The 25706-nt window shown below is 38.1% G+C and carries 19 protein-coding genes and 2 tRNA genes; 8 read left to right on the top strand and 13 right to left on the bottom strand.

Going from position 1 to position 25706, the window contains the following annotated elements; all coding sequences use genetic code 11:
- The first annotated feature begins 1 nt into the window (after position 1).
- Positions 2–976 (top strand): acetyl-CoA carboxylase carboxyltransferase subunit alpha, encoded by a 975-nt coding sequence (locus LLF28_06110; GenBank protein ID MCE5195013.1) that lies wholly within the window; start codon positions 2–4, stop codon positions 974–976.
- Between the two features lie 10 nt (positions 977–986).
- Positions 987–1073 (top strand) — tRNA-Leu (locus tag LLF28_06105).
- Positions 1074–1087: 14 nt separating this feature from the next.
- Here the strand turns inward: LLF28_06105 and LLF28_06100 are convergent.
- From LLF28_06100 to LLF28_06075, 6 genes are all read right to left on the bottom strand, one after another.
- Positions 1088–1309 (bottom strand): hypothetical protein, encoded by a 222-nt coding sequence (locus tag LLF28_06100; GenBank protein ID MCE5195012.1) that lies wholly within the window; start codon positions 1307–1309, stop codon positions 1088–1090.
- 64 nt (positions 1310–1373) lie between these two features.
- Positions 1374–2621, bottom strand: coding sequence for an HD domain-containing protein (locus tag LLF28_06095; GenBank protein ID MCE5195011.1), 1248 nt, complete (start codon positions 2619–2621; stop codon positions 1374–1376).
- A gap of 1 nt (position 2622) precedes the next feature.
- The gene (locus tag LLF28_06090) at positions 2623–2973 is read right to left on the bottom strand and encodes an STAS domain-containing protein (GenBank protein ID MCE5195010.1); all 351 of its coding nucleotides are present in this window, start codon (positions 2971–2973) and stop codon (positions 2623–2625) included.
- Entirely contained in the window at positions 2966–4642 is a 1677-nt protein-coding gene (locus LLF28_06085) for an ATP-binding protein (GenBank protein ID MCE5195009.1), read from the bottom strand. Before LLF28_06085 ends, LLF28_06090 begins: the two co-directional genes overlap by 8 nt.
- A gap of 4 nt (positions 4643–4646) precedes the next feature.
- Positions 4647–6647, bottom strand: a complete 2001-nt coding sequence (locus LLF28_06080) for a diguanylate cyclase (protein ID MCE5195008.1) — start codon at positions 6645–6647, stop codon at positions 4647–4649.
- A gap of 53 nt (positions 6648–6700) precedes the next feature.
- The gene (locus LLF28_06075; protein ID MCE5195007.1) at positions 6701–7477 is read right to left on the bottom strand and encodes a DsbC family protein; all 777 of its coding nucleotides are present in this window, start codon (positions 7475–7477) and stop codon (positions 6701–6703) included.
- A 91-nt stretch (positions 7478–7568) separates the two neighbouring features.
- Here LLF28_06075 and LLF28_06070 point away from each other — a divergent pair, with 91 nt between their 5' ends.
- Entirely contained in the window at positions 7569–8798 is a 1230-nt protein-coding gene (locus LLF28_06070; protein MCE5195006.1) for a GGDEF domain-containing protein, read from the top strand.
- Positions 8799–8890: 92 nt separating this feature from the next.
- On the opposite strand, the gene LLF28_06065 is transcribed toward LLF28_06070, so the two are convergent.
- A tRNA-Phe gene (locus LLF28_06065) sits at positions 8891–8966 on the bottom strand.
- Between the two features lie 43 nt (positions 8967–9009).
- Here LLF28_06065 and lnt point away from each other — a divergent pair.
- The 5 genes from lnt to gyrB all read left to right on the top strand — a co-directional run bounded on the left by lnt (position 9010) and on the right by gyrB (position 16901).
- Positions 9010–10560: an apolipoprotein N-acyltransferase gene (lnt, locus tag LLF28_06060; GenBank protein MCE5195005.1), complete on the top strand. Its 1551-nt coding sequence runs from the start codon at positions 9010–9012 to the stop codon at positions 10558–10560.
- Between the two features lies 1 nt (position 10561).
- A protein-coding gene (prfB, locus tag LLF28_06055; GenBank protein ID MCE5195004.1) for a peptide chain release factor 2 occupies positions 10562–11672 on the top strand; the annotation gives its coding sequence in 2 pieces (ribosomal slippage) (positions 10562–10624 and positions 10626–11672; 1110 coding nt in all).
- Between the two features lie 293 nt (positions 11673–11965).
- Positions 11966–13321 carry a chromosomal replication initiator protein DnaA gene (gene dnaA, locus LLF28_06050; protein ID MCE5195003.1) on the top strand — a complete coding sequence of 452 codons (1356 nt, stop codon included), beginning with the start codon at positions 11966–11968 and terminating at the stop codon, positions 13319–13321.
- 9 nt (positions 13322–13330) lie between these two features.
- Positions 13331–14434, top strand: coding sequence for a DNA polymerase III subunit beta (gene dnaN, locus LLF28_06045; protein MCE5195002.1), 1104 nt, complete (start codon positions 13331–13333; stop codon positions 14432–14434).
- A 34-nt stretch (positions 14435–14468) separates the two neighbouring features.
- Positions 14469–16901, top strand: a complete 2433-nt coding sequence (gene gyrB / locus LLF28_06040) for a DNA topoisomerase (ATP-hydrolyzing) subunit B (GenBank protein ID MCE5195001.1) — start codon at positions 14469–14471, stop codon at positions 16899–16901.
- Between the two features lie 76 nt (positions 16902–16977).
- Here gyrB and LLF28_06035 read toward each other — a convergent pair whose 3' ends face one another.
- From LLF28_06035 to LLF28_06010, 6 genes are all read right to left on the bottom strand, one after another.
- Complete coding sequence (locus tag LLF28_06035) at positions 16978–19212, bottom strand: response regulator (GenBank protein ID MCE5195000.1); 2235 nt, start codon at positions 19210–19212, stop codon at positions 16978–16980.
- Positions 19209–20042, bottom strand: a complete 834-nt coding sequence (locus LLF28_06030) for a hypothetical protein (protein MCE5194999.1) — start codon at positions 20040–20042, stop codon at positions 19209–19211. Before LLF28_06030 ends, LLF28_06035 begins: the two co-directional genes overlap by 4 nt.
- 52 nt (positions 20043–20094) lie before the next feature.
- A complete protein-coding gene (locus tag LLF28_06025; GenBank protein MCE5194998.1) occupies positions 20095–21792 on the bottom strand; it encodes a thiamine pyrophosphate-binding protein in 1698 nt (565 codons plus the stop codon).
- Positions 21793–21860: 68 nt separating this feature from the next.
- Positions 21861–22724 carry a hypothetical protein gene (locus LLF28_06020; protein ID MCE5194997.1) on the bottom strand — a complete coding sequence of 288 codons (864 nt, stop codon included), beginning with the start codon at positions 22722–22724 and terminating at the stop codon, positions 21861–21863.
- Positions 22725–22726: 2 nt separating this feature from the next.
- Entirely contained in the window at positions 22727–23557 is an 831-nt protein-coding gene (locus LLF28_06015; GenBank protein ID MCE5194996.1) for a hypothetical protein, read from the bottom strand.
- On the bottom strand, positions 23557–25665 hold the full coding sequence (locus LLF28_06010) for a TonB-dependent receptor (GenBank protein ID MCE5194995.1): 2109 nt from the start codon (positions 25663–25665) through the stop codon (positions 23557–23559). The genes LLF28_06015 and LLF28_06010 overlap by 1 nt, the downstream gene beginning before the upstream one ends.
- Between the last annotated feature and the right edge of the window lie 41 nt (positions 25666–25706).

Below are 25706 nucleotides of genomic sequence, written 5' to 3'. Positions count from 1 at the left end.
TATGAAATACTATCTAGAATTTGAAAAACCAATAGAAGAGCTTGAACTGAAGATAGAAGAGCTCAGGCATCTATCTGCAAAAAAAGATATCAATATAGCCTCTGCTGTAAGAAAGCTTGAACAAAAAGCAGAGGAGATGCGCACAGAAATTTTTTCAAGGCTCACTCCATGGCAGAAAACCCTTATTGCAAGACATCCTGACCGCCCCTACACTTTTGACTATATAAATTCTTTCTGCGAAGACTTTGTAGAGCTTCATGGTGATAAAAGATTTTATGATGATCCAGCAATAGTCGGTGGAATTGCAAAAATAAAAGGGATGTCTGTAATGATTATCGGCCATCAAAAAGGAAGGGGCACAACAAAGGAAAGAATCTACAGAAATTTCGGACAGCCCAATCCTGAAGGATACAGAAAAGCCCTGCGCCTTATGCAGCTTGCCGAAAGATTCAAAAAACCTGTTATAACGCTGATTGATACTCCGGGCGCTTATCCCGGTATTGGCGCTGAAGAAAGAGGACAGTCTGAGGCAATTGCAACTAATTTAATGGAAATGTCAAAGCTGAAGACCCCTGTTGTTTCGTTCGTAATCGGCGAAGGAGGAAGCGGCGGAGCAATAGCGCTTGGAGTCGCTGACAGGCTTTATATGCTGGAACACTCTGTATATTCTGTTATATCCCCTGAGGGCTGTGCAGCGATATTGTGGAAAAAGAACGGAGATCTGAAAACAGAGTCGTATTCAAAAGCTGCTGATGCCTTAAAACTTACTGCTCAGGATCTGCTTAAATTTAATATCATTGACAGTATAATTCCCGAGCCTCTTGGCGGAGCGCATAAAGACCCTGCTATAGTCGCGAAAAATATATCAGATATAATCATTAATTCAATCGGAGAATTAAGCGCAAAATCCGCAGAAGATTTAATTGAAGACCGTTATAAACGCATTCGCAGAATTGGTTTTTTTGAAAATTCTTAGTTAATAAACAGCCGGTGTGGTGGAACTGGCAGACGCGCCGGACTCAAAATCCGGTGGGGGCAACCCCGTGGGAGTTCGATTCTCCCCACCGGCACCATATTTATCATTTTGCTATCTGCGTCCCTCTTTCCAGAGCATAAACGCAAGTCCGCCTGCAATTATGAATCCCAGGGCGCTGAGCCATACAGGGATATTGATGCTATTGACCGTTATTTCCCAACAGAAAATAAATCTTATCAGATGTAGAATAGAAATAACCGAGAAAACTGCGATTGCGATTGAAGTGAAAACTCCGATGGTTTTTTTCCTTTTAAAGATGTTAAATATGCTCATCTTTCCCTCCTAACTGTTTCGAATATTTCTGTGCATCCATATTTATATCTCTGGAATCTGTTCATCATAACTTTTCAGGTAATGGCATTCTTAACTGCTCAATAAGGCTTTCAAGAAGCGCTGTAATGACCTTTGGATCAAAGTTCTTATCAAGATGCGGAATAATTTGAGCCTCTTTTGCGTGTCCGTTTAATTCTTTTTGGAGCACCTTGAAAAAAACCTTTGATATTTTTCTATCGAACTGTGTTCCAAGACAATTTTTTACTTCTTCCAGTGTCTCCAAAAGCGTTAGTTTTTTTCTATATGGTCTGTCAGTTGTCATTGCATCAAACGCATCAGCAAGCGCCAATATTTTCATCCCATCATTCAGCCCTGCGCCATTCAGGTGATCAGGATATCCGTTGCCGTCAATCCTTTCATGATGATGTTTAACAAAATATATCACATCCTCCCACGGCAGTTTGATCTTTGAGAGAATATCAAAAGAAAACCCAGGGTGTTTTTTAATCTCCTCTATTTCGAATTCAGTAAGATTGTGATCCTTGTTTATTACTTTCTTATCAATTACTATTTTGCCAATGTCATGAAGAAGTCCAGCAATATATATCCCTTCCACATCTCTTTCTTTCCATCTAAGTTCTTTTGCCACTGCAACTGAATATGTTGCGACTCTGTATGAGTGATTTCTCGTATATGGATCTTTTGCATCAATTGCAGCTGCAAATGCCTGTATTGTGTCATGGTATATCAGGCGCATGTTTTCATACATTTTTTCGTTTTCCTGCACTTTGACGGTGAGTTTCTTGAAAAGAGATAAATTATACAGCGCTATTGCCATCTGGTTCACAACAACCTTAAGAGCAGTTTTTTCACTCTTAAGAAATGTTGTTCTTGAAAGTCTCTTGCCAAGGCTTAGTGCTCCGACAAATTCGCCTTTTGCGAAAAGAGGTATGAATATTTTTGTTTTAAGTTTTTTAAAGTTATTTTCATTCTCTTTATAAAATCCGTTTCCAGAATAACCGTTTAAATTTACTGCCTCATTCTTCGCAAATTTCTTTATCTGCCCTAGTTTTATTTTTAAAAAAACGTTTTTTGCCTCTTTTAATCCTTTTGATGAATGCAGTTCCAGATCGCTTTTATTCGCATTATAAACCAGAAGCGCTGCCTCAGGCACTGAAAACATGCCTGTCACTACATAGAGAGAGCTTTTCATTTTGTCATCAAACCCCTTGGATGACGTAACCTCCTGACTAAGATCAACTAAAGATGATATGTTGAAAAAAAGCCTTTGTAGTCCTAGTTTTTCGAGCACTTTAGTCTCCGTTCAAAAAATTAATTGCTTCATGTTCATCCTTGAACACTTTTACATGTTTTGTTATTCCAAGCATATGAAAAACATCATTATGTATTTTTTTCATATTGGTAAAACAAATCTTTATATTGTTATCCAAAGTTTTTTTTATTATTCCTGTAAATATTGATGCGCCAATACTGTTAATAAATTGCATTTCTGAAAAATTTATAATAATCCTGTTAATTCCTTTCTCCAGATATCTATCACATGTGTCTTCTAGTCGTTCGGCTCCAAGATCATTCACATAGCCTTTTGGCAGAATAATCACTGCGTTTTTGAGGTTTTTTACAACTACTGAAAAATTATTCACCTGATTTATCCGCCTCCTGATTGATATTGATTTTTATCCCGCTTGGAAGATTTTTTACGAGCACAACTTTGGTGCCTCTGTCAGTTTTCTCAAACCGCACTGAATCTGCAAAATTCTTCATTAATTTTATTCCCCACCCCCTTTCTGTTTTTCCAGTCGGCGGCTTGCCGCTGAATGGCTCTCCAGTTTCTTGGGATATAAAATCTCTTCCAGAGCTTTCTATCCCCATCTCGAGATAACGTTCATACATGTCAAAAGTAATAAATATCTTTTTCTCTTGTCCTTTACTGTGTTCGATTGCATTGATGCACGCCTCTATTACGGCTAATTGTAGCTGCCCTATGAGTTCCTGATCCAAAAGCAGGTTCTTTCCTATCTGCTCAAGGCACTGGGCAGCAACGAGTTCTGCCTCTTTTTGCATGGGAATCGTTATCTCATAGGATAATTTTTTTGCTTCTCCGTCAATTGCTTTTAATAATAATTGTGTTTCGATGTCATTATAGGTTTTCCCTGTTATCTCTCTTTTGTAGATGCAGTCGACGAAATCTATGAGAACTCTGTCATCTGGTACTTTGAGAACGCCAAATTCCCCGTTTACAAATCCTGAGAGATACAGCTGTCTCATTATTGTGTCTATTTCCCTATTATCAAGAGAAAAGGCCTTTGCCAAACGCAGAGAATTAAGCTGTTCTCCTGTATGATAAATTTTGTTTATTATTTCGAGCGCTCTTTTCCTGTCATCTAGTTCTGGAAAATAGTTTTTCAAAACAGCTTCCCAATAACGACAGATACTGCCTTTTGTTATTTCAGTTATGTACGCCTTCCATAAATCCTTGCTCCCGGATTTTTTGCTGAATCCTGCTTCTCTGGCAACACATTTTATGTAAAAAGGATTTCCGCCAAGATGATTCAAAAGATTGCCCGGCAAGGAATCAGATCTTAGCTCATATTCTGAAAGAATCGAGGCAAACATTGCCTGTGTATCTCTTAACATAAGCGGACGCACATTGATCCTGGATTGACTGCTTATTACAGGCATTTCTTGTATCTCAGCCTGTCTTCCTGTAACAACGTATAGTGTTTTTCCAAAAGACATTTGAGGCTCAAATAGCGACACCAGCATTGGTTCGGCATGAGCATCGATGTGAAGGTTTCTGAATCTCTGAAATTCATCGAGCATAACAACAGCAGAAACACCTGTTGCAAGAGCTGCATATAGAGGAGCTCCTAATGCTACCCTGAGAAGATCAACAGGCTCCTTACACTGGCTGTACCTGTCAATAATCTCGACTGCCCAAGTTGCTTTTTTTCTTTCTAAAACCGACGTAAGACCTTCAAACGAAAGTCCTTCAATATTTATTAATTCTGATTCCTTGTCTTCAAAGGCAATTCGCTGGCATATGAAACGCATCAGATAATCGCGTGAAAAATCTGAAACTGCTAAGAGTGCATTATTTACCGCATAATAAAATGGAGCTATTCTGTCCTGTTTCCAAAACAAATAATTAAAAAGCTGTTTTAGTATCTCTGTCTTGCCTGTTCCGCTGTATCCGGAAAGGCATATACTCTGAGCCTTGCCTTTTTCAGTATCAAGCGCTTTACGGTATAAGGCTGACAGCTCGTTTTCTCTGCCAAAAAAATCTTTTTCCTGAAGTATCCTCAATGGCATACTGTTATGAGCTCAACTCTACTCTATTCCCTCCTTTCCCTTTAGAACGATAAAGAGCTTTATCTGCATTTTTAAGAAGCTGGTCTGCAGTATTATTATTTTCTGAGAAAGATGCGATCCCAATACTTACTGTCAGCGATAAATTTTCCGGCTCTATTTTTGTTTCTGCAACATCACTTCTTATTCTCTCTCCTATTGTTAGCGCCAGCGCACTGTCTGTCTCAGGTAGTATTACAACAAATTCATCGCCCCCATATCTGGCTACGATATCCATCGTTCTTACATTGTTGCAGAGTATATCCGAAATACCCTTAAGTACCATATCGCCAATATAATGTCCAAGTTTATCATTATAATCTTTAAAGCCGTCAATATCCAATAGCAATATGCTTAACGGCCGTTTGTATCTATTGGCGCGTGATAGTTCTTCTTCAAGTCTTTCATCCAGATATCTGCGATTTAACAGTCCTGTCAGAGAATCTGTTATCGCAAGTGTCTTGAGCTCCTCTGTCTGCTTGTAGAAAACATTCCGTTCAATAACAATAGCAGCATGAGATGTGAAAGACTGTATTAATTCAAGATCTTCTTCATTAAACACTTCACCTGTTGTCTTGTCAGAAAGATTAAGCACGCCGATTATGCGATTGCCTACTTTAATAGGCACGCTTATGAATGATTTTGTTTTGTAATTGTCTCTGTTTTTTTGCATTATGCGCGGGTCATTCTCAAGATCTCTTACAAGAAAAGGCTCCCCGTACTGAGCAACTCTTCCTGCTATCCCCTTTCCCTTTGGAATACTGTGCTGCACTGGAATTCCATTTTTAAAACCTTTATTTGATATTAACAAAAGATTTTCGGTCTCACGCTCTACCAGCATTAATGATCCCTGCTCTGCCTTAAGAAGTTCTGCTGATTTATCCAGCAGGATTTCCAGAAGTTTTTCATAACTAAGAACTAATTCTATATCTTTTTTTGCAGTTGAAATACTGGTGAATTTCGCAAGCTTGCTGTTAAGCTCGCCTCGCAATTTGTGATTTTCTATCCGCAGCGCGGCCTGTCTGCAAAAGCCGGTTATAATGTTAATGTCGCTCTCTTTCAAATGCAAATCAAAAATTCCAAGAATTGCTTCGAGCCTGTGACCTATAGTTATCGGAAAAAAATAGTATGTTTTTATTCCTTTAAGGAAATGTATTCTTGCAGCGATTGAAGCTTCTGTTGAGGAAATATGTGTCTTACCTCTTTTGAATTCTTGAACTATAATATCATTGCTTTTTATATGGAAAATCTCTGTTTTTTTATCTTTTTTAATAGTATGCTGGCTAATAAATTCTCCCCTTTCATAATCGAGGAGGAAAATAGTAGCATGCTCTAAGTCAAGCAGAGAAAAAAGATTGGTTACTATGTGTTTAAAAATTGTTTCTGATTTATCTTTTAAGCCCGTGTCCCACATCCCAAGGACTTCTTTTAGAACATCTATCTTTTTTTTCAAAATAATAGTTTCCTGGCTGCTCTTAAGAAGATGGTTTATAGAGCTGTCCACCAGTTTGCATACATTTGTAGCATGCTCGGAGCTGGTGAATTTTATAGGACCAACTATCGGCATTTCATTGACAAAAGATGAGAGTTGCTTTGTAAATTCCTTAAAATCTTCGTAATCAGAAAATGATCCCTGACCGAGAATTACTGCCCGCTCCTGCATATATTCCAGAGGAAGAACAAAACTCATCACTCCTGCATAACACTTATAAATTATACTGCTGTTTTTGCTGATTGCCTCAGATACATTGCTGTTGCAGTAAGAATTACATTTTGTTCTAAAACCATCATTTGCAAGCAATGCCCTGCATATTGAGGGATGACCTTCTGTGGAAAAAATAGATGTGCCTTGTTCTGACATGATGCTGAGATTAAAACCAGTAGTATCGGTAAGTGTTTTGAAGCGCCCCTTCCAGCGCGCTGAAAGAAATAAATTTTGGAGATAATCTAGCTTATCGGCTCCAAACATTTTGCCCTTGGTGGGTAAAGTTTATTAAAATCGCTTGAATGTTTTAAGTTCAATCAGATTTTACTGTCAATAATTTTTATTAATGTTTCTGCGTCTTTATACCCTGGGAGAATCCCGCCGTCAGGAAGAATTATAGCTGGAGTGCCTGTTATTCCGTATTGTTCTGCAAGCTTTATATTGTCATCTACCTCACTAGTATTACATTCTTTTTCAGGGATGCTTTTGCCTTCAAAATTATCTTCAAGAAGCGCTATTGATTTCTGGCATATAATTGTTTTTGATTTCTTATATGAGTCAGGATGTATTTTTACCAAAGGATAAAGCTTTAGATAAAACGCAATGTCCTTTCTTTTCTCTATAACTTTTTTTATTTCCTGATGAAGTTTTCCGCAAAAAGGACAATCAGGATCAGTAAAAACAATTATTTTATTTTTGGCATTCTTTTGCCCCATCACAAGCGCTTTATTAAGAGGGATTTTCGACATATCGATCTTATTCAGCTGATAATTTCTCTCTGCTGTCAGATTAGTTCCTGCTTTCAAATCATATATTGCAGGGGTTGCCAGCATCTTTGAATAATCAAGGTAGATTAATCCTTTTTTCCCGTTAGACTCGAAATCAACCTCCCAAACGCCTTTTATTGGAGACGCCAAAACTTCGATTATCTTTGCATCCGGGAATGGATTTTTCAGAGCATTTTTTGCTTCTTCTTTGGTTAAAACATGGCACTTTGTGCATTCATGTCCTGCGATTTCGGCGCTGAATGCATACGAGATTACTGCAAGATTTAACAATACAGCCAGCGTTATAATTATTCTAGTTTTTCGCATTTTGTAACTATAGCATTTTTGTCTTTATTTTTCTATCAAAATAAAAGTTGAATTATTTGTTTAATATTATATAATTTTTTAGGGGATAAATATGAACGAACTGGACTTTGAACTTTTACTTGTTTTCATCGGAATCTTAGCAGTAATCGCTTCGATAGCTTTTTTCTCAGGTAAAAAAATCGGTTCTTTTATTGAAAAAGAAAGTTTTGCTTCAGACCAAAAACGGATGCAGCGCGAGCTAATGCTTTCTGAACACCACAGAAAAGGTCTCCAGAGAGAAGTCGAGGACCTAAAGCAGAAAGCAGAAAAATATCTGGATTTTCTTATTAAACTTCCCGAGGCTGTAAAACATTTAAATTCAAATCTTACTTTTGACGAAATAATTTCTTCAATACTCAGACTAACAAAAAATCTTGTTGATACCGATGCTGTGGAACTCTATATATTCAATAAATCGAGCGAGAAGCTCGACCTTGTTGCTGCTTTTGGATCTAACAAGAAAAAAAGCATATCCGTAGATTTAGGCGAAGGAGTAATCGGAGAAGCAGCAGCAAGCAAGTTGATAACATCAAAAGAACAGATTCACAAGCCCCTCCCTGATGAAAACCTGGAACTAAGCATACCGATAATCTATAAAAATACTCTTCTTGGTGTTATAGGCGTGCTTGGCATTGGTAAAATTAAGGCTGCATCCCAGACAGGGAACGAAAAACGTTTTCTTGCAATGATATCAGATCTTGCTGCTGTTGCATTGCAAAACTGCGATTATCTGACAACCGCAAAGAAAGAGGCCATAACAGATTCGCTGACAGGTCTTTATAACAAACATTTCTTTTTGGAAAGAGCCGCTGAAATCGCGCAAAAATCATTGAGCTATAATTCAGTTTTATCCGTGCTTATTTTTGATATCGATTATTTCAAAAATTATAACGACCAAAATGGTCATGTCGAAGGAGATAAACTGCTAAAGCAGCTTGGAGTTATCTTAAAAGAAAATACCCGGGGAACTGATATTGTTGCGCGCTATGGCGGTGAAGAATTCATTGCTCTGCTCTCAAATACAGGAAAAATAAACGCTATGTTATATGCGGAAAAACTCAGAAAAATAATTGAATCATACCCTTTTGCCCATAGAGAAAAACAGTTTTCAGGTTTCATATCGATAAGCGGCGGGATTGCGGAGTTTCCGTCTGACGGCAAAACAATAGAAGCAATAATTACAAAGGCTGATCAGGCTCTTTATGAATCCAAAAAAGCAGGCAGGAACCGCATAACAAAATACGAACCTTTTCAATTTTCTTCTCCTGAAAATGCCGATTAATTCAGAAAGAATATTTTGTTATCAGTATTGAATATTATTCTGAGCTTATTTGAATGTCCTTGACTCTAAGACAGGCAGAAGAATAAAATTCATGGTGGGCAGTCGCAGAATCGAACTGCGGACACGAGGCTTTTCAGGCCTCTGCTCTACCGACTGAGCTAACTGCCCATGGATATAAACTATAAACTCTTGTTCTTTTCATTGTCAAGTTATGAGAACTATTAAAGAAATTTTCAATAACTATGCTTCTGCTGCAATATCAGGCACAGCGCTGATATTCTGCTTCCCATTATTTAATCTTTCATACTTGGCGTGGATAGCGCTGGTCCCTTTTCTTGTCTCGCTTCTTAACAAAAATTCTTCTGAGGCATTTCGGTCCGGCTTTGTTCTTGGAATATTTTATTTCTTCGGCACGCTGTATTGGATCTCTCATTCTATAAATCATTATGGCGGGATATCGTTAATACCAAGCCTTGGAATAGTCCTGCTCTTGTGTCTTTACCTGAGCTTATATCCAGCGCTCTTTGCAGTATTTTTCTCCTGGAAGATATCAACAACCAGATATCCTGCTCTTCTTCTTGGGCCTGTGTTCTGGGTTTCGCTTGAATATCTTCGCACATACGCAATAACTGGTTTCCCATGGTCCATCATTGGATATTCGCAGTACAGATTTCTTGAAGTGATACAGATTGCTGACATAACAGGTGTTTATGGCATCTCTTTCTTGATATTGGCTGTAAATGGCGCTATTGCAGACATATTTATTGTTAAAAAACGGCTTCGCCAGATGCCGTTGTTTTCCTTATCTCAGACAACTGCCGGAGTTTTTATATTGTCATTTTGTGTTTTTTTTGTATTTTTTTATGGTTATTTCCGTCTTGCAGAAAACCGTACTGATAAATCGGTTCGTGTAAGCATTGTTCAGGGTAATATAGAGCAGGACAGGAAATGGGATGCTGCATATCAGCGTAATGTCTTGGACACATACAAAAATATGTCCCTGACTGCTGCGGCAGAATCGCCTAATATTATCGTCTGGCCAGAATCTTCCATCCCTTTTTATTTTAATTATGACGTCACATTAACCCAGGAACTTATCGATTTTCAAAAAACTTTAAATGCCTATCTGCTATTTGGCAGTGTACTGATGAAAGAACAGTCTTCTGTCTCTTTTAAGCCTGCTTTATCAAACAGTGCTGTACTGCTTGCGCCTGATGGCAAGCCCAGTTTCATCTACGATAAAATACATCTGGTTCCTTTTGGGGAATATGTTCCGTTAAGAAATTTTCTGTTTTTTGTAGATAAATTAGTCGTAAGCATCGGAGATTTTGTTCCGGGAGATCATACACTTAGAGCTGAGACAGCTTATGGAAGTTTCGGCATAAGCATCTGCTACGAAATGGTTTTCCCCGGACTGATAAGAAAGTTTTTTGCAAAGGGCGGCGACTTTATGGTCGCTATAACAAATGATGCCTGGTTTGGAAGTACGGCAGGACCTCACCAGCATTTCAGCATGGCTGTTTTCCGTGCTGTTGAGAACAGAAAACCTGTTATAAGAGCAGCCAATGCTGGAATCTCCGGTTTTATTGACAGCAATGGTCAGATACTTGCGACTTCACAACTTTTTAAACCAGCAGTTATGACTATGAATATAGCAACAGACAAAACAAATAGTTTTTATTCGAGGTTTGGTGATCTATTTTCTTACATTTTTATTGTAATTGCTATTTTATTAATAACAAACTCGTCGAAACGGAGGTAGTATGTTAATACCAGCAGAACTAAAAGAAGATCTTTCAAATCTTAAGGCAAAGATCGAAGCACTCAGAGGTTATCTTTGACATACCTAAACTTAAACAGGAAATTGAAGATATAAATAAAGCGCTTTCGGATTCCGCTTCATGGTCTTCGCTTCAGAAGATGAAGGAACTGCAAAAACGTAAGGCATATATAGAAATCCTTCTCAATCCTTTTGCAGCTGTAGCGGAAAAATTTTCTTACCTTGAAGAATCCATGAAAATATTGGAAGAGGAAGAGGGAGCTGTTTTTCTTGCTGAAATTAATCAGGAACTTCAGACTCTCAGAACAACAATAGAAGAACTCGAGATAAAGCATCTGCTTTCTGAGGAAATGGATCCTAATAATGCCATCCTTACGATCCATCCTGGAGCTGGGGGAACCGAGAGCCAGGATTGGGCGCAGATGTTGATGAGAATGTATCTTAGGTGGGCTGAAAAGCACGGAGTTAAGACTGAAATTACTGATCTGCAGCCTGGTGAAGAAGCAGGGATTAAGAGTGCAACGATCATGTTCACTGGCTCCTATGCTTATGGATTTTTGAAGGGAGAGGTCGGTGTTCACAGGCTTGTCAGAATATCTCCTTATGATGCCAATAAGAGGCGTCATACCTCTTTTGCCGCTGTGCTTGTATATCCAGAGATAGAGGATAATATTGATATAGAGATAAATGAGGACGACATCCGTATTGATACATTTCGTGCATCAGGCGCTGGAGGGCAGCATGTAAATAAAACTTCTTCTGCTGTAAGACTCACCCATATCCCAACTGGCATTGTTGTTACATGCCAGAATGAGCGGTCTCAACATAAGAATAAGGCTTCTGCATTTAAGATTCTTAGGTCAAGGCTATACGATATTTCCATTAAAGATAAGGAATCCAAAATTAAAGGCATCGTTGGAGATAAAAAAGACATAGCATGGGGCAGTCAGATAAGATCTTACGTTCTTAATCCATATTGTCTTATAAAAGACCATAGGATTGGGTTAGAAATAGGAAATGTCAGCGCTGTTTTGGACGGTGAAATTGATAGTTTCATAACAGGGTATCTTAAAAATAAAAAAAATAAGCCTTAGACTTATACTTCTTTCTATATAAATATACTTTAATAGTAGTAGAAGTAGAGTTTGTTAATAACTAAAAAAACATTTAATATCAAGAAGTTAAACCATATAAAGGTGTTGGTAGTATTATGAGGAAGTCTTAAGGAAATGTCGAGTTAAAACACTTTCCAAGAAACACACAAAATATTAACAAATGTACCGACAGCATCCTTGCTTATGTGCAAACGTATCGGATATAATATGGCACCAACCGTAGGGAAATACTAACACTTGTTAATAATTTGTTGATAAACACTAAATTGAAAATGAATATAGATGAACTTTGGGAAAAATGCCTCACTACAATCGAAGAAAAGGTTGGAAATAACCTTTTTGAACTGTGGTTTAAACCGATTAAGCCATTGCAGCTCTCTGATTTCCGAAAGGGCGACAAAGAACAGCTAATTACTGTAGAAGTTCCAAATAGATTTTTCAAAGAATGGATAGAGGATTCGTACCCAGTGTTGATCTCGGATGTTTTAGAAGGAATGCTTGGTAATCCCATAAATATAAAGTTAAAGATCGCAGAGAAAGAGAAAAACATTGAAATAAAACGGATGGAGGCAAAGCTTGAAAACAGGAAGACAAAGCTTGCTAGCAAGGGAATCTATCTTAATCCAAAATACACTTTTGAAAATTTTGTAAGCGGACAAAGTAATCAGTTCGCTCAAGCAGCAGCAAAAGCAGTTGCCGATGCGCCAGGAAAGGTATACAATCCGCTTTTCATCTATGGCGGTGTTGGCTTGGGAAAAACACACCTTATCAGTGCGATAGGAAACGATACTATAGATACAAAAAAAGATGTTAATGTCCTTTATGTACCAGCAGAACAATTTACAAATGAAGTTGTCTCGGCAGTAAGACATGGAAAAACAGAAGATTTGAAAAAAAAATACCGTAACCTTGATTTACTGCTGATCGATGATATCCAGTTTGTAGAAAATAAAGCAGCAACGCAGGAAGAACTTTTTTATACGATTAACACTCTTTATGAAAAACAGAAACAAATTGTGATATCCAGCGATAGACCCCCAAAGGATATCAAGAATATTACAGACAGGCTGCGTTCACGTTTCAGTATGGGTCTGATTGCGGATATACAGCCCCCTGAGTTTGAGACAAGGGTGGCAATAATATACAAAAAGAGCGCAATGGAGAGAATAAATCTGTCAGAAGAAGTTGTGCATTTTATAGCATCGAAAGTAAAAACAAACATTAGGGAGCTGGAAGGCAGCCTAATAAGATTAGGCGCACAGGCGGCGCTAACAGGAAGCCCAATAGATGTAGAAATGGCCAAAAGCACACTAAAAGATTTTATTCATTATGATGAAAGGCCTGTCAATATTGAACAGATACAAAAAACAATCTGCGAATATTTTGGACTGAAGATGCAGGATCTCAAGGCCAGAAAAAGAACAAAAGAGATAGCGCTTCCCAGACAGATTGCAATGTATCTATGCAAACAAATAACACAGGCGTCATTAAGCGACATCGGCAAGAGCATGGGCGGAAAAGATCATTCGACAGTTATATATGCCTGCAAACAGGTGGACGAAAAACGTACAAAAGACGATAACTTTAACAGGATGATTGAAACCCTGTTGCATAAAATAAAACCGTAAGGAGGCTTTATGAAGCTGAGCGTTTTAAAGGAGGAGCTGCAGGAGAAACTTTCTGATATTCAGAATATTGTTGAAAAAAGAAATACAATGCCGATATTAAGCCATTTTCTCCTGGATGCAGGAAAGAAGGGTTCTTACATTATTGCAACAGACCTTGAGACAGCCATAAAAGAGCCTATAGAGATAAAAGTAGAAAAAGAAGGAAGGCTATGCATCCCTGCCCGAAAAATGTTCGAAATCGTCCGTGAAGTGGACGGAGAAATAAAAATGGATTCAGAAGATGGCCAATGGATGAAAGTACAGGCAGGCATGAGCAAGTTTAAGCTTGCATGCCTTACCGCAGACGATTTTCCTGCATGGCCCGGCATGGAAAACAGCGAAGAGATGCAGATTGAGACAAAGGGCTTTACAGAAATGATAGAAAAGAGCATTTATGCTGCAGGAGAAAGCGATACAAGATATACATTGAACGGCATTCTTTTTCATGTGCGCGCAAAGCAGGCTGATATTACCGTAGTTGGCACTGACGGACATAGACTGGCATGTATTACAAAAAAGCTGAGCACTAATCTAAAAGAAGATAAAAAAGTAATTGTTCCAAGAAAGGCAGCATCAGAGGTAAGAAAATTTCTTGACAAAGATGTAGATAAACTTACAGTTGTCATAGGTTCAAGCCATATGATGTTTCAGATAGAAGGCCTGCAGCTTCTTACAAGACTGATAGAAGGAACATATCCCAATTATGAACAGGTAATTCCTTCTAATAACGAAAAAAAGGCAAAAATCAACAGAAGCGAGTTCATAAAAGCTCTGCGCAGAGTTTCTGTAATGAGCAGGGAAAAAAGCAATGCTGTAAAAGTGGATGTTGCTGATGGATTAATGGCAATATCTGCATCAAACCCTGACCTTGGAGAGGCAAAAGATGAGGTAAAGATTGATTATAAAGGAGAAGAGTTGTCGCTTGGATTTAATGCAAAATATCTTATAGATTCACTAACCGCAATGGCTGCAGAAAAAGTTGTATTTGAGCTTCAAGATCCTTTGAGCCCAACTCTGCTTAAAGAAGAAGGCAATGAAAATTACAGATGCGTAATAATGCCTATGAGGGTTTAGGGATATTTATAGTTCAATCTAAAGAGAGGAAAGAATGGCTAAGAAGGAAGAGATAAATCAGACAGAGAACGAAGATAACATACAGGAAAAAGAATCCTATTGCGCTGAAGATATAAAAATACTAAAGGGTCTTAGCGCCGTAAGAAAAAGACCTGCGATGTACATAGGCTCTACAGGTCCTGAAGGGCTGCATCATCTTGTATATGAAGTGGTTGATAACAGTGTGGACGAATCTCTGGCAGGTTTTTGCAGCAATATTGAGGTCATACTGCATCATGATGGCAGCTGCACAGTCATAGATGATGGAAGAGGCATACCAACAGATCCTCATCCAGGAGATCCTGAAAAGCGCACAGCAGCCGAGATTGCGTTAACAGAGCTGCATGCAGGCGGCAAATTCGAATCAAAGGCATACAAAATTTCCGGAGGACTTCATGGAGTAGGTGTCTCGGTTGTGAATGCGCTTTCAGAATGGCTCGATCTTGAAATAAAACAGAATGGGAAAGTATTCCAGCAACACTTTGACAGAGGCAAACCTTCTGCGCCGCTTGCAGTTGTTGGCAAGACAAAAAGCAGAGGCACAAAAATAACTTTCAAGCCTGATTTTGAGATATTTGAGACAACAGATTTCAGCTATGATATTCTTTCTCAGAGATTAAGAGAGCTGGCATTCCTTAACAATGGTTTAAAGATTTCCCTTCATGACGAGAGAACAGACAAAACACAGGAATTCCATTATAAGGGCGGCATTGTATCTTTTGTTGAGCATCTTAATAAAAACAAAACTTCTCTTCATCCAAAGCCTATTTATGTAAAAGGCGAAAAAGAGAATATAGTGGCGGAGGTTGCTCTTCAGTACAACGACGGATATGCAGAAAACATTTTCACATTTGCAAACAACATTAATACAAAAGAAGGCGGAACTCACCTTGTAGGATTTAAATCAGCGCTTACAAGAACAGCAAACAGCTATGCAGCATCTTCTGGAATTATGAAGAACGGGAAAGATGCAGCGCTTTCAGGGGAAGACATAAGAGAAGGTCTCACAGCAGTGATCAGCGTCAAACTCTCGAACCCGCAATTCGAAGGACAGACAAAGATGAAGCTTGGCAACAGCGAGGCAAAAGGCATAGTTGAGTCGATAGTAAATGATGTGCTGGGAACATATTTTGAAGAAAACCCTTCTGTTGCAAGAAAGATTATAGAGAAGGCAGTACAGGCTGCAAGAGCAAGAGAGGCTGCAAGGAAGGCAAGAGAACTCACAAGAAGAAAAGGCGCACTTGACGATAGCGGTCTTCCTGGAAAGCTTGCTGACTGTTCTGAGAAAGACTCTGCGCTTTCGGAGATTTTCATAGTGGAGGGTGATTCAGCAGGAGGTTCTGCCAAACAGGGAAGAGACAGACGCAATCAGGCAATACTGCCGCTAAGAGGTAAGATCCTAAATGTTGAAAAGGCAAGATTTGATAAGATGCTTGCTTCAGAAGAGATAAGGATTCTCATAACTGCGCTTGGAGCAGGGATAGGCACCGAGGATTTTGATATTGCAAAAGTACGCTATCATAAAATTGTACTAATGACAGATGCTGATGTTGACGGCGCGCACATAAGAACACTGCTTCTTACATTTTTCTACAGACAGATGCCGCAGATAATAGAACAGGGCTATCTGTACATTGCCCAGCCGCCGCTTTTCAAGGTTAAGAAAGGCAAAGTAGAAAAATATGTGCAAAACGAATCAGAAATGCAGAGAATGCTCTTTGAGCTTGCATCCGATGATCTTGAGATATCTATAAAAGATCAGCAGGTAAGAGGCAAGGCATTGCTGCCTTATCTGAAAAGGCTTTCAAAGTTTGAAAAATTAATGGAGTGGTTCGAACGAAGAAGGAAGAACCCCGAGATATTAAAATCGTTTTTAAAGGCTGGACTCAACAAAGACATACTGAAGAATAAAAAGAATTTTGAAAAAGCAATAGCCTCAATTAAAAAAGATATTCCTGAAGTTGCTGCAGGCGAGATTTATACGGATGAAGAGCATGATACTTATGCTGTTGAGATTACATACAACGCCAGCAAAATAATCATTGACGCAAATTTCCTCTCATCTCCTGAGTTTAAAGAGCTTGAAAATTTATACGGCATCATAGATGAACTTGGCGAATCTCCATATAAAGCCGTGACAAAGGAAGGCGTCAGGGAAATTGAAACAAGCTCAGCCCTGCTTGATTATGTTTACAGCGTAGCCAGAAAAGGGCTTTCAATCCAGCGTTACAAGGGTCTTGGCGAAATGAATCCTACGCAGCTGTGGGAAACAACAATGGACCCTGAAAAGAGGACGCTGCTTCAGGTGTCAGTGGAAGATACGGTTCAATCTGATGAGATATTCACGATATTAATGGGAGATCAGGTAGAGCCAAGAAAGGATTTTATTACAAAACACGCTCTTGAGGCAAGAAACATAGATATTTAAAAACAAGACCTTGCTCTCATGCTGTGAAAAGCTAACAGCTAAAGCAGCAGGATAAAAAACCATACTGCTATTTATGTTAGCTTTTTTTCTTGTCCAGAATATCGCGCACTTTCATTAGAAGCACATTCGGGGAAAAAGGTTTTGAGATATAAGAAAAATCTTTTTCTGAAAAGCCTGCCCTTTCTAAAACATCCATAGGATATCCGCTTATAAAAAGCGCTTCAATATCAGGTTTTAATTCCCTTGCTTTGTCATGGACTTCCTTGCCGTTTAATTTTGGCATTAATACATCAAGAATAAGGAGTTTAATATTTTCTTTATGTTTTTGAAATTTATGGATTGCATCTTCTCCGTCTTTTGCAGAGATGACGGTATAACCTGATTTCTCCAATATATCTTTAAAAATTGTCCGAAGGGTTTCTTCATCTTCAGCGAGTAGAATTGTTTCATTGCCGCCTTTTGGCGTATCTATAGCCGCTGGACTTTTTGTATCAAACGCGCTTTCTATTAAAGGTATATATATTCTGAAAGTAGTTCCAATACCAATTTCGCTGTATACATTTATAAAGCTTTTGTTCTGCTTGATTATGCCATAAACTATTGATAACCCTAGTCCTGTTCCCTTGCCAAGCTGTTTTGTAGTGAAGAAAGGTTCAAAAATTCTGTCCCTTGTGGTTTTATCCATTCCTGATCCATTATCTGAAATGGTCAAAAGAGCATATTCGCCAGGCACACCATATCCATGAGCAAGGATAAAATCAGCTCCAATAGTTGTAGCTGATGTTGATATTGAAAGAAGGCCTCCCTTCGGCAGCGCATCACGTGCATTAGTAGACAAATTCATTATTATCTGCTCAAGCTGTGTAGGATCAAACATAATTGTGAAAGCTTGGTCTGTGAGTTTGATGTTGATCTCAACATCTTCTCCGATTATTCTTTCAATAAGTCTCAGGACATTTTTTATCGAATCATTAAGATCCAATGGTTTTGTCTGCATAACCTGTTTCCTACTGAATGCAAGGAGATTTTTTGTCAGATTTGCTGCTCTTTCCGATGAAGTAAGTATCCTGCTAACATAGGTATGCAGCTGCTGATCAGCAGGATTTAGTTTTGCGAGCAATAAATTCCCATATCCCACAATTGCTGTGAGTATATTATTAAAATCATGTGCAACGCCTCCAGCAAACAGTCCAAGACTTTCCATTTTTTGCGCTTGGACAATTGTTTCTTCAAGTCTTCTTTTTTCTGTTATATCAATAAAGTATCCATCAAAACCTGCAAGATTATTGTCTTTGGTAAATTCAGGATATAATGACATCAATACGATGAACAATGCATTATTTTTGCCTATGATTCTTACCTCTACATTTTTGAATTCTCCTGCAGCTGCATTTTTAAGCTGTCCTAAACTTTGACCGCCTGCCAATAGTTCATGAAATTTTTTAGTTTCTCTGCAAAACTCGTCAAATTTCCTATTGCTCTCTATGATGATGCTATCTTTATTAAGCCTGAAAATTGCATGTTCTGTTCTTTCAAATAAATTGCTTATTTTACGCTCGGATTCTATAAGCTTATCTTCTCTTTCTTTTATAGCATGACTCATTTTATTAAACTCTATAGTGAGTTCTGCAATCTCTACGGATGACTTAATGTCTTTTATTTCCTGATACTTTCCTTCCCTGAGCTTTTTTACCGCCTTTAAAAGTGTCGTAAGCGGTTTGATCGCTATGGTCATCAAGATATAGGCAATGATACTGCTCAACAATGTAAATATAAGGGCAAGGATCATTCCTCTTACTACTATTTTGTTTTCGGCTTCTTTCATTGAGGATTTTGAGAAGCCAATTCTTATCCATCCTATATTTTCTCTGATTTTTTTGGGAACAGCTTCAAATATTTCAATATCTTCTCCGGTCCTGACTGTAAAAACAGGAGCATAGAAAATAAATAAATCCGGTCTTTCATGAAAAACCAATGGTTCGGATAAAGACAGCTGAGGCATAGACATATCAAATGCTGCTCCATAATGAATAAGCTGCTTAAACTTTTTATCATACAGAGAGATGAAATTTACATCAGGGGTCTCTGCAATTGATATTGCAGCGTTCTTAAGAAGATTATTATTCCCTGACACAATAGGCAGTTCACTCGTTCTTGTTGCAAGAGTTGTTACAGTTTCACCTCTTTTTATAATCTCTTGTTTGAGTATTTCTTTTTCACTATTTATAGAATTATACGTATATATAGACGAGACTATTATCAGAACAGGTATGATAAAAATTAAGGTTTTTGTTCTTAGTGTAAGTCTCATGGGTAAACTCCCTTGGCTTTATTCAGAAGTTCAGGAGATATTTGGATGCCCATTTTCTTTGCGGTATCCGTATTTATATACAGGTCAAAATTATTTGGTGGAGACGCAGAGATATTTCTAATGTCCATTCCATTAATAGCTTTTAGTGCCAATTCGCCCAACTGTCGGCCTACGCTTTCAGGTCTGAAAACCAGCGCCAGCAAAGAGCCTTGTTTTACATATTTTTCAGAAATTCCCAATAAAGGAATTTTTTTCCTGAAGGAAATTAAATAAACTTCCTGCAATGCTGTTTCTGTCAGCATTGCAGTGTTCGGCAGTATAAGAATCGCGTGTGAAGAATCAAGCTTTTTTGCAACAGCCACAAACTCAAATGAAGTTTTTACAACAGAAGGAATAACCAGATTGTTATTAGCATTGTTTAATGTTTTTATCAGTTCGCTGCTTCCTATCACTGCAATCTTTTCTATTGATGTAAAATGTTTTTCAACTATATCCACATACTTGTTAACAGGAGTAGCCATATAAACGCCTGTTATATTCGGCCTGTTAGTCGATGGAGGAGTTATTACAAGAGCATAAACAACGGCAATAGAGGAGGGAAGCTGCAGCGCTTCTTCAAGGGCATCTCTGCCCAATGCAATAACAACCTTGGCGTTTTCTCTTTCCGCAATGTTTTTTAAAACTCCCTTGGCATCATTAGGCGAATATATTTTCACAGGCGAATCAAGAATGTCTTTTATTTCAGAAACAATGATATTTACAGGTCTCAGCTGAGTATCGCCAAGAATTATTACTTCAGCAGATTCAGATAAAGATACAGAAACAAACAATACGCATGAACAAGCTATAATTAAACAGAGCTTGCTAAGACTGAGCGGAATTTTATTTGTAGTGTTTTTTAAGCGTTTCGATGCGTCCATGAATGGGCGGTATTTCCTTTTCATCTATAATTACATCAAGCACTGTAGGCTTTTTCGATGAAATTATGTCATCAATAAGTTCTTTATTTAGTTCGCAGGGTTTTTCTATTCTCATTCCTCTTGCGCCAAGCCCTTCAGCTATTTTTGCAAAGTCTACACGCTTAAATCTTGACGGGATGCCTTCGTTACAGGAAAGAAGTTTCCACCCATAATGAACCGTACCGAGCATTGCATTATTCATAACAACCCATATTACAGGGATATCATAATTAACAGCAGTGGCTATTTCCATCCCGTTCATCTGGAATGCACCGTCGCCAGCGATCGAAATAACGGGCTTGTCAGGAGCTGCCAATTTGCCGCCTATTGCAGCGGCTGTGGCATAACCCATTGAACCAAACCCAAGTGAAACGTAAAAAGAATATGGTATCTTTATTTTCATGTGATGTATTGCCCATGTCATTGCATTGCCTATCTCGACAAAATATATGGAGTCTTCAGGGAAAAAACGCACAATATCCTCAATAAGTTCCTGAGGTTTATAAATATCGCTATTATTTTCTTTCAGCCATTCATTTTCTTTAAGTAATTCTTTCAATTCCGCTATTTGTTTTTGCTTTGAACGTCCGTTATGTCCCAAGCTGCCGTTCAAATTTCTTTTAAGCTCATATATTAGTTCTCTCAAAACAATTTTTGCATCTCCCGGGATCCCAACTGTTACCTCGTAATTTTTCCCTATCTCATCAGGATCTATATCTATTTGTATAATCTCTTTATGTGAGCACAACTCCTCATTCCAGCCCAATGTAGCTTCTTCATTAAAGCTCGTGCCCACAGCAATCATTAAATCTACATTTTCGGTCATGTATTCCTTTGCAACAGGAGAGCCTGCCAAGCCAAAAACTCCGAGTGAAAGCGGATGATGTTCATTGAAAATTCCCTTTCCTTTGGGTGTTGTCGCTACAGGAATGTCCATAAGTTCTGCGATCTCCAGAAGCTCTTGATGAGCTTTTGAAAGAGTTGTTCCCCATCCTGCAATTATCGCAGGATTTTTTGATTTAAGAAGAAGTTGTGCCGCACTCTTTACGCCGTCCCTGTCAAACACCATTGTTTTGTTAATATTGTTTATATGCTCATATTTTTCTTCTATCTCATGTTTCATTATGTCGCTTGGCATATTAAGGTGAACAGGGCCGGGTCTTCCGCTCAATGCTGACCTTAATGCTCTTGATACCATATCATTCGCTTTTTTATCACACAAAAGCACATCGCTGTATTTAGTTATTTTTCTAAACATATCCACTACGCATAAACTTTCATTTTCAAATTCCTGAGTTGCTCCCTTTCCAAATACAGTGGTTGCTACCTGTCCTGTAAGAACTACCAATGGAATAGAGTCGGCATACGCAGAAGCAACGCCAGTCATGAGATTCGTAGCTCCGGGACCTGATGTTCCAAAACATACTCCTACATTACCGCTTACACGCGCATAGCCGTCGGCAATAAAAGCCGCGCCTTGTTCATGTTTTGTAACAATTACATTCATCGCGCTTTTATATAACGCATTATTAAGACCTACCAAAGCCCCGCCCGGAACACCAAAAATATATTCTACTCCGTGATTTTCGAGACACTTAATTATAAGTTCCGCAGAAGTCATAATAACAAGCTCGGTAAAAGTTATAAAATATTAAGTGTTTCTTCAAGAATCAAAAAATTTATATTTATTCATCTAAACACTCTGAATGAATGACCAATATATTCTATGTCATCGCATGATAATGGAAGAAATTCTCCGGGTGGTCTCTCATAAGCTTCTGCGATATTTGCAACTCTTCCTATGATTGGTAAAAAAGTAATGAATAACATTATTTGAACAGGATTAAATCCCAAATCTAAAAGAATAGCAGATGCTAATCCGCCATAATTTAAATATATTTGCGAATTTTTATTTTTTTGAAGAAGATGTTCTATTTCAAAAGCCAACTTTAGATATTTACCTCTATGGAAATTACATTTTCTTGAGACTTTTAAGAGAGATGAATTTCTCTCATCCTTTCCTCTTGCAAACATTCTTCCAAAACCGCTAATAATTTCTCTATTATTGAGTTTTGATTTTATAATATTCTCCAGGTTTGCTTTTTTTTTTATTTCAGTTAAAGTAGCTTCAAAAAATTTTGAAGCATCATAAAAAGCTCCAGTTGCAAAAAATTCAGATTCATCAGTCAAAATTCCTGCTGCCATACATGCTGCAGGAGAAGTCTTCACAGTTGCGCCAAGACGCGCAACCCTGTTAAACCAGAATCTTGGATCAGCAAGCGCAGTATTAATAAACATTGCATTTAATAATCTGTCTTCTTTTTTGTTTGGAAGTCTGCCTGTTATTGCAAGAACCCATCCCTGAATAAAGGTTATCTTTCCTGTCATCTCTTTTATCATCGGGTATCCTCTTAAGAGCATCTCGCTCCTGAAACCTGATGCCAGTCCGCCTACTTCTGTTATTATTTTCTTTCTTCGGCCTTGCCATGTTTTGAGGTCTGTTTTATTCTTGGCATTTTGAGGATAGAGCTTGTCTTCCCATATCTTAAACATGATCAATACACTCTCTGGTCTTTCTTAAGGGTTTTTTTTACAGGATTTTTATATTCAGGAGGATCATAAAAAGGATATTCGTTCCAGTTTTTCTGCCGTTGTTCTATGAGATGGGCTAACAATCCCGGAGCAGAAGCAATCAGGAATATCCCGTGCCCTTCTTGAGGAGAAAATCCCAGATCCAGAAATACTGCGCTTACAACTCCCTGCAGAGTGAGCCGGATTTTTTTGTTTTTTGCCAGAAGTGGTTCAAGCTTAATGGCAAGGATTAGATGCTTGCCTGTAGAATGATCTTTTTTTATCAATTGGATCAGTCTCTTTGCCCTTGCATCCTGCTTTGTATAATAAAGTCCGTAACCCGGGAAATCAGGATGTTTTTTCCCCAGTATTTTATATAAGTTTTTAAGATTGGTTTTCTTAAGTATATCCAGTCCTTCGGATAACATTTCCATTGCTTTTTCTACATGCAGAGCTCCATTATATCTTCCCTGCAGAACTGCAAGACCTGTGAGCAGAGCATTCCCAACAGTGGTCTTAGTTACTCCAGATGTCATTGCAGCCTGAGTTGACCAGTCTCTGGGCCCGGGATTGATTATGCTGGTCATAACAAGATCTAGAACAGCAGACTGTTTTTTTGAAGGAAGCTCTCCTTTTAACAGCAGAAAAAACAGTTCAGTCCATGAAAGCTTGCCAAGAAGGTCATTATAAAAATCATAACCATGGCATAGGCTTTTCTTGCTGTAAAAGCGATCGATCTTGTCTGCCGGGATGTCAAACCATATTCTCGTCTTTATCTTTTCTGCAACAAGCCTGCTTGTTTTTTGTTTGTTCATCAGAATTTATATTGGAGATCAAATATGAATGATCTGTGATTAGTTGGATAATCATACTGGACTTTAACAGGGTATGGGCTTGGGTCCTTATATTCTTTATCGAAAATATTATACACAGAACCTCGTATCTCAAAATCTTTGTATAATCTTTTTAATATCATCGTTAGATCAACAGTATAAGTCGAAGGCAGGGGATATCTGGTGTCTCCTGCTGCCCTTGATCTTTCTCCGACCCAGTTAAGATTCAGGTTTGTATTGAGATGTTGCAGTATAAGAAAATTTATGCCTGCATTAGCCCTGTGAGAAGGAACAGCAAGAAGTTTTTTCCCTGTGTCAGCATCTATTGGATGCTGATAAGTATAATTTAGATAACCATAAATGTTTTTGCTGTAGTTATATATTAACTCAGTTTCTACTCCGTCAACCTTTGCCTTATTTTTGTTTATGTATGGAGCAGGATCTGCAGGTGAAGGTTTTTCCCCTAGGACTATTAGGTCTTTTATTTCATTATGGAAGTAATTGATTCGTGATGTGAATTTTTGCAGAAAGCGGTATTCTATTCCAACTTCGTATGTTTTTATTTTTTCAGGCTTGAGATCCGGATTGCCTCCTTCAACAGGATTATTTATCGAATAAAGTTCTGTAAAAGTCGGAGTCCTGAAAGCAGTTCCATAAAGAAGTTTTAATGAAAGGTCTTCTGCGAATTCCCAGACAAAACCAAGGCGCGGATTAATGGTGTCTCCGAAATCAGAATAATTGTCATAGCGAATTCCTGCTGTAAAAGATATGCTGTTAGAAATTTTCCATATATCCTGAAGATATAATGCTAATATTGTTCTGTCAACATTCTTATTCCAGTTGCCCCACGAGGTGATATCCTGAAAAGAGCCTAAGGGAGCATAAGTGTTAGGATTAAAATTAGTAAAATGTTTTGTTCCAAACTGTTCCGCGTATTCTGCTACTGTTCCAACAGTCAGAGTATGATTTTTTATTGTATAATCACCTGTTAATTCTACGCCCGTAGTCCTGTTTTTTGTGCTTGGACTCCCAAGAAGTCCATCAGGAAATAGTCCTGCATAACCTTCAGGAAATATTTCCCAGTAAAAATTCATATTAATTTGATTAACATAAGCTCTTGCTGTTATGTCTAGATTGCTATTTGCTTTTATCAGATAGCTGAGGTCAATAAAAAACTGCTTAAATTCCTGATAACTCTCATCATTAAGAGCATAAGCTACTCCCGTAAAAGAACCTTTCTTTTTTTCTATTAATCTGCCTTTTATACTTAAGTCGCCGTAAGACATATTGATACCTGTATCATATCTTCTATTCCATTCACTGGTATAACCGGGAGCCATAGAAGCATGTGTGCCGTGGGCAATATCATTTAATGTTTGGGCATCGCTTTCAATAAAAGATTTCGCTCCTTTTGTAGAAAAATAATCAAAAACACCTGCAATCTTTAAGTTGTCGCCGTCATAGCCTGACTGGAGATTGTAATGCTGCGTTCCATAACTTCCTCCTCCTGCTGTGATCTCTGCTTTTTTAATGTCAGAAGCTGTTTTTGTTACTATATTGATCACAGCGATGAAAGCATTGGCTCCATATAATGCAGAGCCAGGACCCCTTATAACTTCAACCCTTTTAATATTTTCTACTGAAATATCAGTAGCAGTATACATAGCTTCGCCAAGAACAAGATTGTTCATTCTCATCCCGTCTATCATGATAAGAACCTTTTCTGAATTTCTTGTTTTTATCCCACGTACTTCTATGGAATTCATAGTTGGCTGATCTGCGATTCCTACACCTATTCCTGGTATTCTTTTTAAGATATCGAGCAAATTTCTTGCGCCCATATTGCGTATTTCTTCTGCTGTGATGACTGTTGCGATGGCAGGGGCTTTTCTTAATGGAGTAGGTTTTTTAGTTGCGATTATAAGGTCTTTTTCTTCGTAGAAGAGAAGGAGTTCTTCTTTTGTAGTAGCATTCTGCGCAAGGTCTATCTTGCTGTTTTTGTTTTCTGCATTTACATCATCTGCATAATTTAAGGCTGAGACTAAAAGTGAGACAAAGACTAATGACAGCATCCATTTTTTTTCTGCCATCCATTCTCCTGAAAATATTTTTTAAAGATTATGTTTAAACA

Source organism: Nitrospiraceae bacterium, assembly GCA_021373015.1.
Lineage (GTDB): Bacteria > Nitrospirota > Thermodesulfovibrionia > Thermodesulfovibrionales > UBA1546 > JAJFTJ01.
This window is presented reverse-complemented; position numbering and strand designations above follow the sequence as displayed.

Coding starts and splice junctions, on each gene's coding strand:
- LLF28_06110 (MCE5195013.1), top strand. CDS start 2: ATGAAATACTATCTAGAATTTGAAAAACCAATAGAAGAGCTTGAACTG.
- LLF28_06100 (MCE5195012.1), bottom strand. CDS start 1,309: ATGAGCATATTTAACATCTTTAAAAGGAAAAAAACCATCGGAGTTTTC.
- LLF28_06085 (MCE5195009.1), bottom strand. CDS start 4,642: ATGCCATTGAGGATACTTCAGGAAAAAGATTTTTTTGGCAGAGAAAAC.
- LLF28_06080 (MCE5195008.1), bottom strand. CDS start 6,647: ATGTTTGGAGCCGATAAGCTAGATTATCTCCAAAATTTATTTCTTTCA.
- LLF28_06075 (MCE5195007.1), bottom strand. CDS start 7,477: ATGCGAAAAACTAGAATAATTATAACGCTGGCTGTATTGTTAAATCTT.
- LLF28_06070 (MCE5195006.1), top strand. CDS start 7,569: ATGAACGAACTGGACTTTGAACTTTTACTTGTTTTCATCGGAATCTTA.
- lnt (MCE5195005.1), top strand. CDS start 9,010: ATGAGAACTATTAAAGAAATTTTCAATAACTATGCTTCTGCTGCAATA.
- dnaA (MCE5195003.1), top strand. CDS start 11,966: ATGAATATAGATGAACTTTGGGAAAAATGCCTCACTACAATCGAAGAA.
- dnaN (MCE5195002.1), top strand. CDS start 13,331: ATGAAGCTGAGCGTTTTAAAGGAGGAGCTGCAGGAGAAACTTTCTGAT.
- gyrB (MCE5195001.1), top strand. CDS start 14,469: ATGGCTAAGAAGGAAGAGATAAATCAGACAGAGAACGAAGATAACATA.
- LLF28_06035 (MCE5195000.1), bottom strand. CDS start 19,212: ATGAGACTTACACTAAGAACAAAAACCTTAATTTTTATCATACCTGTT.
- LLF28_06025 (MCE5194998.1), bottom strand. CDS start 21,792: ATGACTTCTGCGGAACTTATAATTAAGTGTCTCGAAAATCACGGAGTA.
- LLF28_06020 (MCE5194997.1), bottom strand. CDS start 22,724: ATGTTTAAGATATGGGAAGACAAGCTCTATCCTCAAAATGCCAAGAAT.
- LLF28_06015 (MCE5194996.1), bottom strand. CDS start 23,557: ATGAACAAACAAAAAACAAGCAGGCTTGTTGCAGAAAAGATAAAGACG.
- LLF28_06010 (MCE5194995.1), bottom strand. CDS start 25,665: ATGGCAGAAAAAAAATGGATGCTGTCATTAGTCTTTGTCTCACTTTTA.